Annotated in this window: 18 protein-coding genes and 1 pseudogene; 3 read left to right on the top strand and 16 right to left on the bottom strand. The window is 40.8% G+C overall.

Going from position 1 to position 15,694, the window contains the following annotated elements; translation table 11 throughout:
* Positions 1-286: 286 nt before the first annotated feature.
* Positions 287-523, bottom strand: a complete 237-nt coding sequence (locus AC2YHV_RS25780) for a hypothetical protein (protein ID WP_048677931.1) — start codon at positions 521-523, stop codon at positions 287-289.
* A 132-nt stretch (positions 524-655) separates the two neighbouring features.
* Between AC2YHV_RS25780 and pdaB the strand changes: the two genes are divergently transcribed.
* On the top strand, positions 656-1,408 hold the full coding sequence (gene pdaB / locus AC2YHV_RS25775; RefSeq protein WP_034304945.1) for a polysaccharide deacetylase family sporulation protein PdaB: 753 nt from the start codon (positions 656-658) through the stop codon (positions 1,406-1,408).
* Positions 1,409-1,501: 93 nt separating this feature from the next.
* On the opposite strand, the gene AC2YHV_RS25770 is transcribed toward pdaB, so the two are convergent.
* Entirely contained in the window at positions 1,502-2,182 is a 681-nt protein-coding gene (locus AC2YHV_RS25770; RefSeq protein WP_048677929.1) for a KinB-signaling pathway activation protein, read from the bottom strand.
* Between the two features lie 137 nt (positions 2,183-2,319).
* On the opposite strand from AC2YHV_RS25770, the gene gerD reads away from it, so the two are divergent.
* Positions 2,320-2,880 (top strand): spore germination lipoprotein GerD, encoded by a 561-nt coding sequence (gene gerD, locus AC2YHV_RS25765; RefSeq protein WP_487374442.1) that lies wholly within the window; start codon positions 2,320-2,322, stop codon positions 2,878-2,880.
* 45 nt (positions 2,881-2,925) lie between these two features.
* On the opposite strand, the gene AC2YHV_RS25760 is transcribed toward gerD, so the two are convergent.
* From AC2YHV_RS25760 to AC2YHV_RS25740, 5 genes are all read right to left on the bottom strand, one after another.
* Positions 2,926-3,984: an Mrp/NBP35 family ATP-binding protein gene (locus AC2YHV_RS25760; protein ID WP_034304949.1), complete on the bottom strand. Its 1,059-nt coding sequence runs from the start codon at positions 3,982-3,984 to the stop codon at positions 2,926-2,928.
* A gap of 139 nt (positions 3,985-4,123) precedes the next feature.
* Positions 4,124-4,840 (bottom strand): N-acetylmuramoyl-L-alanine amidase CwlD, encoded by a 717-nt coding sequence (gene cwlD / locus AC2YHV_RS25755; RefSeq protein WP_034304950.1) that lies wholly within the window; start codon positions 4,838-4,840, stop codon positions 4,124-4,126.
* 82 nt (positions 4,841-4,922) lie between these two features.
* The gene (locus tag AC2YHV_RS25750; protein ID WP_034304952.1) at positions 4,923-5,348 is read right to left on the bottom strand and encodes a DUF2521 family protein; all 426 of its coding nucleotides are present in this window, start codon (positions 5,346-5,348) and stop codon (positions 4,923-4,925) included.
* A 552-nt stretch (positions 5,349-5,900) separates the two neighbouring features.
* Positions 5,901-6,431, bottom strand: a complete 531-nt coding sequence (locus tag AC2YHV_RS25745) for an ECF transporter S component (protein ID WP_487374441.1) — start codon at positions 6,429-6,431, stop codon at positions 5,901-5,903.
* A gap of 295 nt (positions 6,432-6,726) precedes the next feature.
* Entirely contained in the window at positions 6,727-7,275 is a 549-nt protein-coding gene (locus AC2YHV_RS25740; RefSeq protein WP_487374440.1) for a TetR/AcrR family transcriptional regulator, read from the bottom strand.
* Positions 7,276-7,444: 169 nt separating this feature from the next.
* On the opposite strand from AC2YHV_RS25740, the pseudogene AC2YHV_RS25735 reads away from it, so the two are divergent.
* Positions 7,445-8,893 (top strand): annotated as a pseudogene (locus tag AC2YHV_RS25735) (DHA2 family efflux MFS transporter permease subunit).
* A gap of 127 nt (positions 8,894-9,020) precedes the next feature.
* Here the strand turns inward: AC2YHV_RS25735 and rpsI are convergent.
* The 9 genes from rpsI to rpsK all read right to left on the bottom strand — a co-directional run bounded on the left by rpsI (position 9,021) and on the right by rpsK (position 15,694).
* Positions 9,021-9,413 (bottom strand): 30S ribosomal protein S9, encoded by a 393-nt coding sequence (gene rpsI / locus AC2YHV_RS25730; protein ID WP_057915234.1) that lies wholly within the window; start codon positions 9,411-9,413, stop codon positions 9,021-9,023.
* 20 nt (positions 9,414-9,433) lie between these two features.
* The gene (rplM, locus tag AC2YHV_RS25725) at positions 9,434-9,871 is read right to left on the bottom strand and encodes a 50S ribosomal protein L13 (protein ID WP_034304960.1); all 438 of its coding nucleotides are present in this window, start codon (positions 9,869-9,871) and stop codon (positions 9,434-9,436) included.
* A 266-nt stretch (positions 9,872-10,137) separates the two neighbouring features.
* On the bottom strand, positions 10,138-10,878 hold the full coding sequence (gene truA / locus AC2YHV_RS25720) for a tRNA pseudouridine(38-40) synthase TruA (protein ID WP_487374439.1): 741 nt from the start codon (positions 10,876-10,878) through the stop codon (positions 10,138-10,140).
* A gap of 14 nt (positions 10,879-10,892) precedes the next feature.
* The gene (locus AC2YHV_RS25715) at positions 10,893-11,690 is read right to left on the bottom strand and encodes an energy-coupling factor transporter transmembrane component T family protein (RefSeq protein ID WP_487374438.1); all 798 of its coding nucleotides are present in this window, start codon (positions 11,688-11,690) and stop codon (positions 10,893-10,895) included.
* Positions 11,690-12,556 carry an energy-coupling factor ABC transporter ATP-binding protein gene (locus AC2YHV_RS25710; protein WP_053537046.1) on the bottom strand — a complete coding sequence of 289 codons (867 nt, stop codon included), beginning with the start codon at positions 12,554-12,556 and terminating at the stop codon, positions 11,690-11,692. Before AC2YHV_RS25710 ends, AC2YHV_RS25715 begins: the two co-directional genes overlap by 1 nt.
* Positions 12,532-13,371 (bottom strand): energy-coupling factor ABC transporter ATP-binding protein, encoded by an 840-nt coding sequence (locus AC2YHV_RS25705; RefSeq protein WP_034304970.1) that lies wholly within the window; start codon positions 13,369-13,371, stop codon positions 12,532-12,534. The genes AC2YHV_RS25710 and AC2YHV_RS25705 overlap by 25 nt, the downstream gene beginning before the upstream one ends.
* Before the next feature lie 365 nt (positions 13,372-13,736).
* On the bottom strand, positions 13,737-14,099 hold the full coding sequence (rplQ, locus tag AC2YHV_RS25700; protein ID WP_034304973.1) for a 50S ribosomal protein L17: 363 nt from the start codon (positions 14,097-14,099) through the stop codon (positions 13,737-13,739).
* Between the two features lie 83 nt (positions 14,100-14,182).
* On the bottom strand, positions 14,183-15,127 hold the full coding sequence (locus AC2YHV_RS25695) for a DNA-directed RNA polymerase subunit alpha (protein ID WP_034304976.1): 945 nt from the start codon (positions 15,125-15,127) through the stop codon (positions 14,183-14,185).
* A gap of 177 nt (positions 15,128-15,304) precedes the next feature.
* Positions 15,305-15,694, bottom strand: a complete 390-nt coding sequence (rpsK, locus tag AC2YHV_RS25690) for a 30S ribosomal protein S11 (RefSeq protein WP_028390438.1) — start codon at positions 15,692-15,694, stop codon at positions 15,305-15,307.

Here is a 15,694-nt window from a genome sequence, read left to right as displayed (position 1 = left end):
CTCTCCGAAGAAATGTTTGACTTGCTCATTTGCTTTTTTAGTGTGTGCTCACTTAAAATTTAACGTTGGCGCTTTGTTTTGTTCAGTTTTCAAAGAGCAATTTGTTCGCCGTCTCTCTTAGCGACTTTAATATCTTAACATCTTATTACCACTTCGTCAATAACTTTTTTAAAAAAAGTTTTTATCATTCTTTTTCAAATGCTTTGACGTTGCAGCAACTTTTATAATATACCAGCGTATAAATCAATAGTCAATAGGTTTTTTGAATTTAATTCACTTTTAAATTTCATGACTGATTCCACTTGGATAAATTCGATTTCCCCTTCATATACATTAGGATTTCCTCCTCGGTGCTCACCCTTTTAAACAGCCTGAAAAGGATGTTATATTTCTCGTTTATTGCCCTTTTGACTATGTGATCGATTCTGTCATCCTGCAAATCGAATAGTATTTCATCCATCTCTCTTTTTAAAAGGTACTCCAATTCCATTTTTTCTTTGTCATTGATCAATAAACCGAGCATGGTTCACACCTCCATCAGACATCTTTCCCCATTCCCATCAAATTTATGAATTTTCGACCCGTTTTTTTGCATAACAATAATCCTCGCGCATAAATTTGAAGACAAGAGTACTTTGGACAAGGGGATGGATTAATGAAATTTTTCATGGTGCTTCAAGCCAAGAACATCAAGTATTATTCGTTAATTTTGCTTACCGCACTTTTTACCGCTTGGTTTCTTTTTGTACAAAACATTCTTCATGCCCCCGTTTTTTCAACGGAGGATGGGCCGAAAGCGGTTTATAAAGGTGAAAAGAATGTTGCGATCACGTTCAATATTGGCTGGGGTGATGAGAAAGCCGCTCCGATAATAGAGACATTAAAAAGAGAAAAGATTAAATCGGCCACTTTTTTCCTTTCGGGATCCTGGGCAGAACGCCACCCTGACATAGTAGCTGAAATTGTGAAAGAAGGATATGAAATCGGCATGCTTGGTTACGATTATAAGGATTATACCGAAATGGAAGATCAAGAAATCATCCGGGATATTTCTAAAGCCCAGGAAGCATTTAAAAAACTTAATGTAAAGAATATAGAACTTTTACGCGCTCCCACCGGCCACTTTGATAAACGACTCTTGAAGATCAGTGAGAAATTCGGATATACCGTTGTCCATTGGAGCATCGATTCGAAGGATTGGACCAATCCAGGTGTGGATCGGATCATACAGAACATCACCAAGGCCCAAAAAGGTGATATCATTTTATTACATGCTTCAGACTCAGCAAAACAAACGAATAAAGCATTACCGGAGTTATTAAGTGAACTTCGATCAAAAAATTTAAACTTCGTTAACGTTTCAGAGATGATTTCCAATTCCTCGGCAAGCAGTGAGGAAGTCCGCTAACTTAAAAAACTGAGTACTAATGGTCTCCCTGAACCTTTAGTACTCAGTTTTTCTGTTTTGACTTCTTTATGTAAGGTCCGGCCTACATATTGGTTAGCTGCCTTTACCTAATTGACCGGCTTTCATCTTTCCCTTTGCTGGAGTTTGCTTACGCTCTCTTCTATCGGCCAATTCCTTTTGTGAAATTTCAATCAATTTACCAAGGACCAATAATTGATAAGCATTGCAGACTAGCAATGGAAACAGCATGAAGTAAAGCCAGCCTTCATCATTGGTTTTCAGGACAGGGACCCACTCCAATACCGTGACCACGACCATGAAAAACAAGGCCGGTATGAAGGACTGTTTATTCGTTTGTTTCATTTTGAAATAAGCTGTAATAAGCCCTGCGGCCAATACAACCAATGCTAACACGATATACGAACTGATTCCCTCGCCTGAACCAAAGCTAAGATATCGCAGGTAAACAAGATCGAATACAACAAAAAGAATGAGTACAAGTTGAACGGCATTCCATAAGGAAGCGCTTTTAAATATCCCCAGACCAAAACGATGTATTGTTAAATAGGCAAAAAAGCCGGCTTGGCTTATGACACTGAAAATTAATCCAACACCGAATAACCAAATAAAAGTTGATAGGATGGCACTGACTTCAAAAGAAGAAAAATAAGGCTTAAACTCACTCCATCGAGCCAAGAACCCTACAACTCCGCCAGTTACGCCACCTATAAGCAATGTTGTTAAAAACAATTTAACTAAATTACGGCTGTTCATTGTTTTCCTCCATACATTTCTATTTCATATCCTTAATTGTACCAACCAAATTTGGAAAAATCCACTTATTCCACCAAGGAATAATATCGCCGATTGGAACCATATTAACAGTAAGAAGGATGAAAGGGGCCCTGCGTATGAGAGTGGGAGTTGCTTTGCTTTTCACGTCATTCTTACTCGTTTGTTCCGGTTGTGCTCAAAATGGGGCAGGCGGAGAAAAAATGGAGTACGAAGAGACAAAGAAAATGGTCGTCGATATCTTGAAGACAGATGATGGAAAAAAGGCCATCCAGGAAATCATTACTGATGATAAAACGAAAGCTGAACTCATTATGGATTCGGATGCCATTAAGAAATCCATTGAAGATATGGTCACTTCAGATAAAGGGAAGGAATTTTGGAAAAAGACATTCAATGATCCTGAATTTGCTTCCGCTTATGCTAAAGCATTAGAAGACGAACATAAAAAGGTATTGAAGGACTTAACTGCTGATCCTCAGTATCGTGGAATGCTCATGGATATAATGAAAGAACCGGATATGGAAAAAGAAATGAATAAATTATTAAAAACCAAGGAAATGCGATCGGTCTATAAAGAGCTGATCATCGAGACCATGGAAAGTCCTCTCGTCCAAGCGAAAATGCAAGAGAAATTGGATAAAGCAGCCACAAAGGCGGCCGAGAAGGAGAAAAAGTAAAAAGAATGAAAAAAGGCTGATTCCCAATTGGAATCAGCCTTCTTTTTATTGCAGTTTTTCAATGACCTTTTTAGCAATATCTTCGTAAATCCTGCCAAGCCTATGGTCCGCTGCGTAAATGGATGGAGCAAAGTCCTCTTCGTTCCAATCTGGCTGTTGCAGGGGAAGTTGACCTAAAACTTCTGTACGAAGCTCTTCTGCAAGCTTCTTTCCGCCGCCTTTTCCGAATACATATTCCTTTTCACCGGTCGTTTTACTTTCGAAAAATGACATATTCTCTATGACACCAATGACTTCGTGTTCTGTCTTGATGGCCATGGCACCAGCTCTTGCAGCAACGAAGGCTGCAGTCGGATGCGGTGTCGTAACAATGATTTCTTTACATGAAGGGAGCATCGTATGCACGTCCAATGCAACATCGCCTGTACCCGGCGGTAAGTCAAGGACCAAATAGTCCAAATCTCCCCATTCCACTTCATTAAAGAAACTGTTAAGCATTTTACCCAGCATCGGCCCTCTCCAGATGATCGGCGCGTTATCCTCTACAAAAAAGCCCATTGAGATAACTTGAACGCCAAACCGTTCTACAGGAATGATTTTTTCCCCGCGAACAACCGGTCGTTTTGTTATCCCCATCATATCAGGTACGCTGAATCCGTAAATATCGGCATCAACCAGTCCGACCTTTTTGCCTAGACGAGCAAGTGAAGTGGCAAAATTCACTGAGATCGTAGATTTTCCCACTCCGCCTTTACCACTGGCGATCGCGATGAATTGAGTCTTACTGTTAGGTCCAAGCAAACCTTGGTCCGCCTCACCCTGGGGAATGCTTTCACGATGCTTGGCTAATTCCTCTTCTGAAAGTTCCGTGAAGCGGATGCCTACCGATTCTGCTCCGTTCGTTTTCAGCAAGTCCACGACTTCGGATTGCATTTGCATTTGCTCGGCAGTCCCCGTTTTCGCAATCGCAAGTTTAACGCTTACATGATTCTTTTCAGGTTTTATTTTGATTTCTATAATTCCATTTGTCTCTTCAAGGTTTTTATGTAGAAAAGGGTCTTTAAGATCCTTTAATAAATTCAGTACTTTCTCTTCTGTTAACAAGTCGAGCACCCCTTTGAATTTTATTTTCCCATTTTTCAGTATAACATATTACCGAAAGAAAACTTATTATCTGCCTTGTATGCTGGGCCAGATTATTTCCCCATGATAAAAAGGCCTTGTACCTTACAAGACCCCGACATCACTCGTCATCCGATAGTTTTTCTTCTGTGAAGTACCGTAAAATCCCCATATAAATTGAACTGGCAATCTTTTCCTGGTATTTATCGCTGATAAGGCGTTCCCTTTCCTCAGAATTGGAAAGAAAGCCAATTTCCACAAGCGCTCCTGGTTTCTTAGCATAATTCATCAAATACACATGATTGATCGTTCTTGCATCACGCTTTGTATTTTCCAGGTTTCTGATGATTTCAGTCTGAATGAATTTAGCCACCTGTTCATTTTCCTCAAACCTGCTTGTATAAAAGGTTTGGGCACCTTTCGATGACGCCGATGGAAAAGAGTTCAGATGAATGCTTAAGAATAAGTCCGCTTCCGAATCATTGATCATTTTTACCCGATTCCGTAAGTCCTCCTGTTTTCGCTGGCGGATCCCCTTTGTATTACCCTGTGCCAGATCCTCATCCTTCTCACGGGTCATGATGACAAGTGCACCTTGTTCCTGCAAATAGTCCCTGACCTTTAATGAAACGGAAAGGGCAATTTCCTTTTCCATTATCTCTTGTACATTTGCTCCGCCGTCCATTCCCCCGTGACCTGCATCCAGAATGATGACCTTCCCTGCCAACGGAAGGTTCCAGGAGTCCCAAGAATCATCTTCTACGAATTTAAAAGTCACAATTAAAAAAAGGACAAACAATCCCATTGCGATTCCTGTATATTTCAGCTTTCTGCGCATGACCGTTCCCCTTCCATGATCTCTATACTAAAAAGTATGGGACAAACCATGGAATTAGAACAAGGAATGGGATTTTGCCTTCTTAATGCAGTTTCATTTTATATCGTTTCTCTCCAGTCTTAAAACCGTCCAACCACCAATCCCCTACAAATCCTTCACAACAATAAAACAATCCTTCATCGAAAGCGTTATTCGCTGTAACTTCCCGCCAATACAAAATAAAGTTAAAAAGAGTATCGACCAAAAACTTCTCTTCCTTCCAGCACCTGGACCGTACATCATCTTCCGACTCCCCATAATAGCCAAACTTACTATAGTTCGCTCCTAATAAATAAGCTTCGATGGCAACATCGAAGTAGCCTTCCTCCAAAACATCCATCAAATCCTGTCCAAAGTAACGCTGAATCCTCCCCTTCATATCCTCGATAGAAAGTTCCCTGAGCAACCTGCGTTCGAACTTCAATTGCCTTTCCCTTTGCATCTCCTGTAAACCTAATATCACAGCCATAATTCACCTCCGGGGCAATTCCCCATTTCCCAAAATTATTTCCCAAGACATAATTTAGTTTTAGCGTTCTATTTTGAACCATTCATTTATTCCATTGGCAAAAAATAATGAGGATAGGCTCAACAGGTAATTGAAATGCCTTCATATGCTATCTTCCATAAGAAGCTTAAAAGGACAGCCCAAACATTTCGGATGATATTTACTCGCAGAAAAAATTGATACTATCACCCGTAACCCGTTAATTTAGGATGCTACCCGAGGCGGACCTTGCGACTTGGGCAGCTCACTGCGCATGCCTTACATTGATCACACCTGATTATTCATGTCGAGTTCTTCCTTAAATTCAAGCAAGCTTTGTGATCTATCGATAAAAAGGACATCCGTGGTAAACGGATGTCCTTTTCTAACATGATATTACATTTTATAATAGCGAATTTATTTAAATACATACCTACTTAGCAGGATGAACTGCCAGAGGTTCATAAAGCACAGTACAATATCCAGTCGCTGGTGCAACACAAAGTTGGAATGGCTTCCTATATTCGTTTCACTTTATATCTGTCCAGCCCTCTTCTTTAATCGGCCAGCTAGAGGCACGACGATTATTCCGGCTATTACGACCTGCATTACGTTTCCGGGGATGGAGCCGAATGGCTGGATCCAGTTACCGTAAAGGATAACTTCAGTAAAATAATAGCCCACGATTTTTATGATCAATGCAACGGAAACGGCCAAAGTGTATACAAGTTCTCTTTTGCCCGGTACCTTTTCAGATATAAGGCCGGCTAGAAAGCCCATTGCTCCGACGATGACGAATGTAAACGGTGCCCATGCTGCCCAACCAGAGAATAAATCGAAGAAGGCCATACCGAAGGCGCCTGCTATCGCCCCTGTTTTTTTGCCATATACCAAGGCTGCTATAAAAAGGGGAACGTTCCCCAAATGGACCAGGCCGCCATTACCCATTATTGGGAGCTTGATGTTGATGAACATTGTCGCTACAAGGGTTATCGCAATGAATAGTGCATTGATGACCAAGGCTTTTGTTTTAGTTGTTTCAATCGGTGAGTATGTTGAATTCATATGAAGTCCTCTTTCTTTTTTTTAAGTATTATCATACTCCTAAACAGAGACTTAATAAATATCGATTTTACAAACAATTCTGTACTCCACAAATAAACTCATGTGTAAACAAATGGGACCTACCATCCCCAACATCCGAAGCACCCTCCCCACGGCGTTAAATCGCTTTGTGGCTGGAGGCTGGGAAGGATTTATATCATGACGCAGAAGGGTTCATGGAGCGTGATGTGGTCATATTATACCCGGTCATTAAAAGGACTTAATGAAATTCAAATTCATTCTAACGGATTAAGAATCATTGCACTCTGTACATTAAATAAATTTGATTGGCAATATAATCCGAACTAAAATGAAGCCCCTTTCTTAACCACCATATTATAATGCCTACCAATGAGGCCGTTTTAATGTCAATATCAACATAATCAGCAGGTAAATCCTTCTTGGTATTCTTCCTTCTTATTTCTACTAATTGCTTTAATAATGAAAACAATTGTTCTTCAAACTGATTCGTTTTAAATAAAATAAGTAAATAATTTCGATGAATATATAAATAATCAAGCAATTGTGTTAGCTGTTGTTTTCCCGATAAGTCTTTTGCATGTATTAAAGCAAAAATTTTCTCAGATAGCTCATTTAGAATCTCATCGGTGATTTGCGTTAATAAATCTTGAATATCCTGATAATGCAGGTAAAATGTTGTCCGATTCAGCCCTGCTTTGGCTGCGATTTCCCGGACCGTTAAATTCGAAATAATGGGGTCCTCGCATAAGAGAGCAATGACAGCGTCTTTAAACATTTCCCTTGAGCGAATTGTACGAGGATCTTCTTTTTTAGGTATGGACATTTTAATCTCCTTTATAGATTTTCTTTAACTTTCTCAACAGCATATATTTCTATGTCGATTAGTGAACATTTTCAAGAAAACTGTTCATGGTAAGTAACATATATTTTTGTTACCATCGATTTTATCGACACGGTGTTGAGAATGCAAGTCAAAAATGAAGGGGTTTACGATGGACATTACTGAAAGAAATAAAAAAATTTTAGTAATTGTACTGATTGCCGGCTGTTTTTTATCAACATTAAATCAGACTTTATTAAATGTTGCATTGAGTGGATTAATGGAAGTATTTGATGTAACGGCTGCAACTGTACAATGGTTATCTACAGGGTTTATGCTAGTGAACGGTGTTTTAGTGCCAATCACTGCCTTTTTAATGCAACGGTTTACAACAAGGCAGCTTTTTATTAGCTCGATGTTCTTTTTGTTCATCGGTTCTGTACTTTGCGCGTGTGCGGGGAATTTTGGCGTGCTGTTAACGGGCAGAATGATTCAAGCAATCGGTGCCGGGATTATTATACCTCTAATGATGACGGTTGTTTTATATTTATATCCTAGCGAAAAGCGCGGAAGCATCATGGGGACAATCGGCTTTGCGATAATTTTTGCCCCGGCCATAGCCCCGACCTTATCTGGTTTTATCATGGAATATGTTTCATGGAGATGGCTATTCATTGGGTTAATCCCATTCTTACTAATCGTCCTCGTTCTAGCGTTCAAATATTTAATGAATGTTGCAGAGACAACAAAAGCAAAATTGGATATCACAAGTGTCATTTTATCAACGATTGGTTTCGGCTGTATATTATTTGGATTTAGTAGCGCAGGAAGCAAGGGATGGGATGATCCGGTTGTCATCACTGCAATAATCGTCGGAATGATCGTGTCGACTCTATTCTGTATACGACAAATGAAATCGAGCGATCCACTATTAAATTTAACTGTATTCTAGTATAAAGTTTTCACGCTTACATCCTTCATCAATGTACTAATTACGATGATCATGTATGCGGATTTAATCCTTTTACCAATCTACTTGCAAAATGGACGAGGTTTTACAGCATTTGAAGCAGGTTTACTGCTATTACCCGGAGCTGTGATCAATGCCTTCTTATCCCCTGTCACAGGTAAAATGTTTGATAAATACGGTGCTAAACCACTCTTTATTACAGGTTTGGTATTCATCATTGTTTCGATGTGGGGAGTCATAGATATAAGCGAATCAACGACGTATATCTATATCATGATTCGTACCATAATATTACGAATTGGTTTGAGCTTCATTACCATGCCATTAAATACAGCAGGGTTGAATGCTTTACCAAGAGAATTGGGTTCCCATGGTTCAGCTGTAAATAATACCATTCGCCAATTGTCAGGTGCCATCGGAACAGCAGTTATCATCACAGTATATACTATGCAGGCAACATCACATGCCTCTGAGCTATCAATGGAAAATGAAAACATTACAGCTATACAACTAGAGGCATTAGCTTCCATCCTTGGCTCAAGTGATGCCTATGTTTTCATGCTAGCCTTATCTTTTGTGGCGTTAATAATAGCATGCTTCATGCCGAAAAAGGCCGCAAACAAAAAAAGTGAAGATGAATCTCAAAACTAAGATTGTTAACTGAAGTATTTAAAATAAAGCATATCCGGGAGATCACGGATATGCTTTATTAATATTTCCGGTCAAAAAAAAGACCCCCAACCAATATGGTTGAGAGCCTTTCGAAACGGTAATAGGATTAACGTTTTGAGAACTGAGGTGCACGACGTGCGCCTTTAAGACCGTATTTTTTACGTTCTTTCATACGTGGGTCACGAGTTAGTAAACCAGCAGTTTTAAGAGATGGACGGTATTCTGGATCAACTTGTAGCAATGCACGAGCGATACCGTGACGGATTGCTCCAGCTTGACCAGTATATCCACCACCGCTAACGTTTACTAGAATGTCGTAATTTCCAGTAGTTTCTGTTGCAACTAGTGGTTGGTTAACAACTTCACGTAATGCTGCAAAAGGAATATATTCATTGATGTCACGACCGTTAATAACGATGCGACCTTCGCCTGGTACTAAACGTACACGAGCTACTGAGCTCTTACGGCGACCAGTACCATAATATTGAACTTGTGCCAAGATAGTAACCTCCTTAGTAATTATCCGCGTAATTCGTATACTTCTGGTTGTTGAGCAGCGTGTGGGTGCTCAGCTCCAGCGTATACGTGTAATTTTTTGTAGATTTGACGACCAAGAGAATTCTTTGGAAGCATACCTTTGATAGCAAGTTCAAGCATTCTCTCAGGGTAGTTTGTACGCATTTCAAGAGCAGTTCTAGTTTTTAGACCGCCTGGATGCATAGTGTGACGGTAATAAATTTTGTCAGTCAATTTTTTACCAGTCAAGTGGATTTTTTCAACATTGATTAGAATTACATGATCACCAGTGTCAATGTTCGGTGTAAAAGTTGGTTTATGTTTACCACGTAAGATGGATGCTACTTCAGTAGAAAGGCGACCCAAAGTTTTGCCTTCAGCGTCAATCACATACCATTTACGTTCTACTTCATTAGCTTTCGCCATAAATGTCGTACGCATGGTTAACCTCCTAAAAAACTTTTTAATTTTTTATATTTATTTTCAATCACAATAAACTTCCGGGGCTTATCGTGGGATTAAAATACATACCATATTATATTAACTTCTCCCATATTCATTGTCAAGGGAATGTTACACTAGGATAAGTTGTCTATAAAACACTTTCTGCAACTCCATGAAAAGGTCAGTGTGCGTCAAACCGCTCCATTACTAAGTTCATCTCGTTTTCCAGTTGTAAAAAAACTGGTATCACTTCGAAAATAATTTTATTTGTAAAATACTTTCCATAAATATAGGCCTTGGGCTGGTGCTGTTTTCCCTGCAAAGCTGCGGTCCTTCTTGTCCAAAATCCCGCCCATATCACGGGGTGACATCTTGCCGCTGCCGACTTCCAGGAGCGTCCCAACCAAAATACGCACCATATTATACAAAAAACCTTCGCCAACGAAGCGGAAAACCATGAAACCATCGCTCTCTTCAAAATCCATCTCTTGTATCGTTCGAACTTTATCGACCACTTCCGTTTTAGCCGAACAAAAACTTGTAAAGTCATGTGTCCCGATCAAGTAGGAGATTGCTTCCCTCATCGCCTCCCCATCTAATGGATAGGGATAATGATAAGCGTAATTTCGCTGGAACGGATCCCGCAGTTTCGAGCGGGCTATGATATAACGGTACTCTTTCCCGGTCGTATGGAACCTTGCATGAAAATCGTCAGGCACGATGTCGACTTCCAGAACGATGATATCGGTCGGAAGAAGGGCGCTGAACGCCTTTACCCAATTTTCCGTAGGGAATGTAAGGGGCGATTCAAAGTGAAGTACCTGCCCCTTTGCATGGACCCCTGAGTCTGTCCTGCCTGAAGCAGTCACTTTTATAATTGTGCCTTTATGCATTTGGGCCAAGACTGCCTCGAATTCACTTTGTATGGTGCGCTTCTCAGGCTGCACCTGATAACCAGCAAAATCCGTGCCGTCATAAGCGATCACACATTTATATTTTGGCATAGTTCTCTTCCTTATTATGAACGTAATAAAAATAACATGAACGTTAGAACACCGATTGAGACCATCAAAAGACTATCACTCGTCTTCCAGTTCAATTGGCGATATTTCGTGCGGCCTTCCCCGCCACGGTATCCTCTTGATTCCATGGCAGTTGCCAATTCCTCAGCCCGTTTGAACGAACTGACAAATAAAGGAACAAGCAGCGGTACAATCGATTTAACCCTGTCCTTTATCGGGCCAGATGAAAAGTCAACGCCCCTTGCAGTTTGGGCCTTCATGATTTTTTCCGTTTCCTCCATTAGCGTCGGGATGAATCGAAGGGCAATGGACATCATCAATGCCAGTTCATGTACAGGCATCTTCCACTTTTTCAAAGGTCCCAACAGCTCTTCCATCCCATCTGTAATGGATATCGGGGATGTCGTCAAAGTTAAAAGTGACGTAACAAGGATTAGTAAAGTAAATCTAATGGATATGAAAAAACCTTGAATCAAACCGCCTTCATAGATTTCAAACCAACCGTATTCAAAAAGCAATTCCCCTTCCTTCGTAAACAATATATGGAGAAGGAATGTAAATACGATCAAGAAAAAGATTGGCTTCAACCCATTATAAAGATAGCGAAGCGGTATTTTGGAAAGACTGATCAAAAGGATGGTGAATACAGCAAGCAAACCGTAAGAAACGACATTATTCGCCAAAAAGACAACACAAACAAACAGGAACACGAGGAGCAGTTTAGCCCTTGGGTCCATCTTGTGCATCAATGAATTTGAAGGGACATAACGCCCGATAATCATTTTATCCAGCATCAGCGGTTCCCCCGTTTCATGGCTTTATCTATTTCTATCGCTAAATCACCGATATTAAGACATGGATGATCAAATCGAACACCAAGTTCCTTCTGGAGCTTTAGCTGAAAGCGGACCGTATCAGGAACATCCAGGCCTAGCTCCATTAATTGTTCCGGCTCTGAGAAAATTTCCTGGGGGGTTCCTTTTTTGAACACCGTACCCTTATGCATGATGATGATGTCATCCGCGTACTTGGCTGCATCCTCCATGCTATGGGTCACCAGAATCGTTGAAATGCCCCTTGCTTTATGCAGATCATAAAACATATCCATGATTTCTTTGCGTCCTCGCGGATCCAGTCCCGCTGTGGGCTCATCAAGCACCAATACTTCCGGCTCCATGGCAAGTACCCCAGCGATGGCCACCCGTCGCATCTGTCCGCCGGATAAGTCGAATGGAGACTTTTCAAGAACTTCCTCATTCAATCCGACTTGCGCGATGGCTTTCCTGGCCAGTTTCTTTGCATCGATTTCAGAAACGCCAAAATTCATAGGACCGAAACATATATCCTTTTCAACCGTTTCATCAAATAACTGATGTTCCGGAAACTGAAAAACAATTCCGACCTTTTGTCTTATGGGCCGCAAAGCCTTTTCTTTTCTTCCTGCTTCAATCGTCCGATCCCCAATGAAAACCCGACCCTTCGTCGGTTTTAAAAGAGCATTCAAATGCTGCAGTAGCGTGGATTTCCCGGACCCTGTATGCCCGATGATTGCGGTATAGGTTCCCGGCTCCATTGAAATATTGACATCATGAAGGGCTAGATGTTCAAAAGGAGTATTCACCTGATAGCGGTATTCTACATCATCGAGTGTAATTCGCATAAATCCTTCACCAACTCTTCCTCTGTCAAATGCCCATCAACTACACGAACACCATTTTTTTGTAACTCCTTGGTTAGTTTCACTGAAAAGGGAATATCCAGACCAAGAGCAATCAATTCTTCCTCTAACTCAAAAATATCCTGAGGCGAACCTTCACGATATAACCGACCTTGGTTCATGACTATCATTCGATCAGCTTTCGCAGCTTCCTCAAGATCATGGGTGATTGATATGACAGTGATCTCGTTTTCCTGTTTTAATTCCCTAACTGTTTCAAGCACTTCTTCACGGCCTCTTGGGTCAAGCATGGAGGTTGCTTCATCTAAGATGATTATGTCTGGCTGCAAGGCTATTACACCTGCAATGGCCACTCTTTGCTTTTGACCGCCGGATAGATGGTGCGGCTCTTGATTAAGAAAGGCATTCATCTTAACCTTATTTAACGCACCATGAACACGCTCCACCATAACCTGCTGAGAAACACCGGCGTTTTCTAAACCAAAAGCCACATCATCCTGAACTGTAGTGCCTACAAATTGATTATCTGGGTTTTGAAAAACCATGCCAATTTTCTGGCGTACATCCCAAACGGATTCTTCTGTCAAAAGTTGATCATTAATCGTAATGGTACCTGAGTTAGCGAACTGAAGGCCATTCAATAACTTCGCTAATGTCGACTTGCCAGAACCATTATGTCCGACAATCGCTAGCCACTCCCCTTGATGAATATCAAAAGAAACATCATCCAAGGCGTTTCGAGACTGACCCTCATATTTAAAAACAATATTATTTAAAGAAACCAGCTTCTTCACCATGTGGCCCTCCTCATCCTCGACTGCACTCGCCTAAACTAAGCTCTGCTCACTCAATATAAATATAGTAGTTTTTCCTTCTGAAAATATAAAAAAACGCTGCACCCCTTCCACCGAAAGAATTTTCGGTAAATTAAGAGCAGCTAACAGCGGACCTGTTACGAAAAACAGGATATCTTATAATCGCTTATCAAAAGCGGGAAGGGATGCTTGAGCTAGACGTGAAGGCTCCCCGTATGTACAGGTTCCGCCAGCCATCGTAACACTCAATGCGAATTTCTAAAGTACAGAATTTCTATTAAAAAAAAGAAAAAGGGCATAGAACAAGTGAGTATATTCATTTGTCCCGCCCTTTTTCATCGTTGTTATTAAACTAATTCAATAACCACGACTGGTGCACCGTCACCGCGGCGTGGACCAACTTTCATGATACGAGTGTATCCACCTTGACGTTCTTCATAACGTGGAGCCACGTCACTGAATAGTTTTTGAAGGGCATCTGTGCCATTCTCAGCGTCAGCGATTTCGTTACGGATGAAAGATGCAGCTTGACGGCGTGCATGCAAGTCACCACGTTTACCAAGAGTGATCATTTTATCTACTACAGAACGTAATTCTTTTGCACGTGCTTCAGTAGTTTCAATGCGCTCATGGATAATAAGATCCGTAGCTAAATCACGAAGTAATGCTTTACGTTGTGCGCTAGTGCGTCCTAACTTTCTGTAACCCATTAGAGATTCCCTCCTTTGTTGAAGTTCTATATTGTGTGTCAATAACAAGGCTCACAACATAATGGATTGATTCCGCCATGTTATCAGTCGTCTTTACGAAGACCTAAGCCTAATTCTTCTAGTTTCGCTTTCACTTCTTCAAGTGATTTACGACCTAGATTACGTACTTTCATCATATCTTCTTCCGTTTTATGAGCTAGCTCTTGAACGGTATTGATTCCAGCACGTTTCAAGCAGTTGTAAGAACGAACAGAAAGGTCTAATTCTTCGATCGTCATCTCAAGAACTTTTTCTTTTTGATCTTCTTCTTTTTCAACCATGATTTCAGCATTTTGAGCTTCATCGGTTAAACCAACAAAGATATTTAAATGCTCTGTTAAAATCTTAGCTCCAAGTGCTACCGCTTCTTGCGGACCAGTACTGCCATCAGTCCAAACATCAAACGTTAACTTGTCAAAGTTAGACAACTGTCCAACACGTGTATTTTCAACTTGGAAAGATACGCGTGAAACCGGAGTGTAAAGAGCATCGATTGGAATTACACCAATTGGCTGGTCTTCTCTCTTGTTTTGAACAGCAGGAGTGTAGCCGCGGCCGCGACGTGCAGATAAACGCATACGCATATGACCGTTTTTACCAATTGTAGCAATATATAAATCCGGATTAAGAATTTCTACATCACTATCATGAGTGATATCAGCAGCCGTGATGACTCCGTCACCCTGAACGTCAATTTCCAGCGTCTTCTCTTCATCAGAGTAAATCTTAAGAGCTAGTTTTTTCACATTAAGAATGATAGATGTTACATCTTCCACGACGCCTTCAATTGTTGAGAACTCATGTAGCACTCCATCAATTTGTATAGCTGTGACAGCAGCACCTGGGAGTGAGGATAAAAGAATACGACGTAAGGAGTTACCCAATGTAGTACCATACCCACGCTCTAGTGGCTCTACGACGAATTTACCGTACTTGGTATCGTCGTTGATTTCAACCGTTTCGATTTTTGGTTTTTCTATTTCGATCATCAATAAACCCTCCTTCAAAACGTCAAAACCCCGGCAAGTAAACGAAGTCACTTAAACCGAAATTCCCCATGTATACGTTCCCGCTGTGCGCAACAACTGAAAATTAATCCTCTGTAAGAACGCAAACTCAGTATTATATCCCATTATTGACAGGAATACAAAATCTATACAGAAAAATTAAACACGGCGACGTTTTGGTGGACGGCATCCGTTATGTGGAACTGGAGTTACATCTTTAATTGCAGTTACTTCTAGGCCAGCAGCTTGAAGTGCACGAATGGCAGCCTCACGTCCAGCACCAGGTCCTTTAACTGTAACTTCAAGAGTTTTCATACCATGTTCAATTGATGTTTTAGCAGCTGTTTCAGCAGCCATTTGTGCAGCAAATGGAGTGGATTTACGAGATCCACGGAATCCTAGAGCTCCAGCACTTGACCAAGAAATAGCATTACCATGAGAGTCAGTGATCGTAACGATAGTGTTATTGAATGTTGAACGAATATGTGCAATACCAGTTTCTATATTCTTTTTCACACGACGTTTACGTGTATTAGTTTTACGTGCCAT

It is taken from the genome of Peribacillus sp. SRI_006, assembly GCF_057586375.1.
Note: the sequence above shows the minus strand (reverse complement) of the source record. Positions and strands in the feature narration are given on the sequence as shown.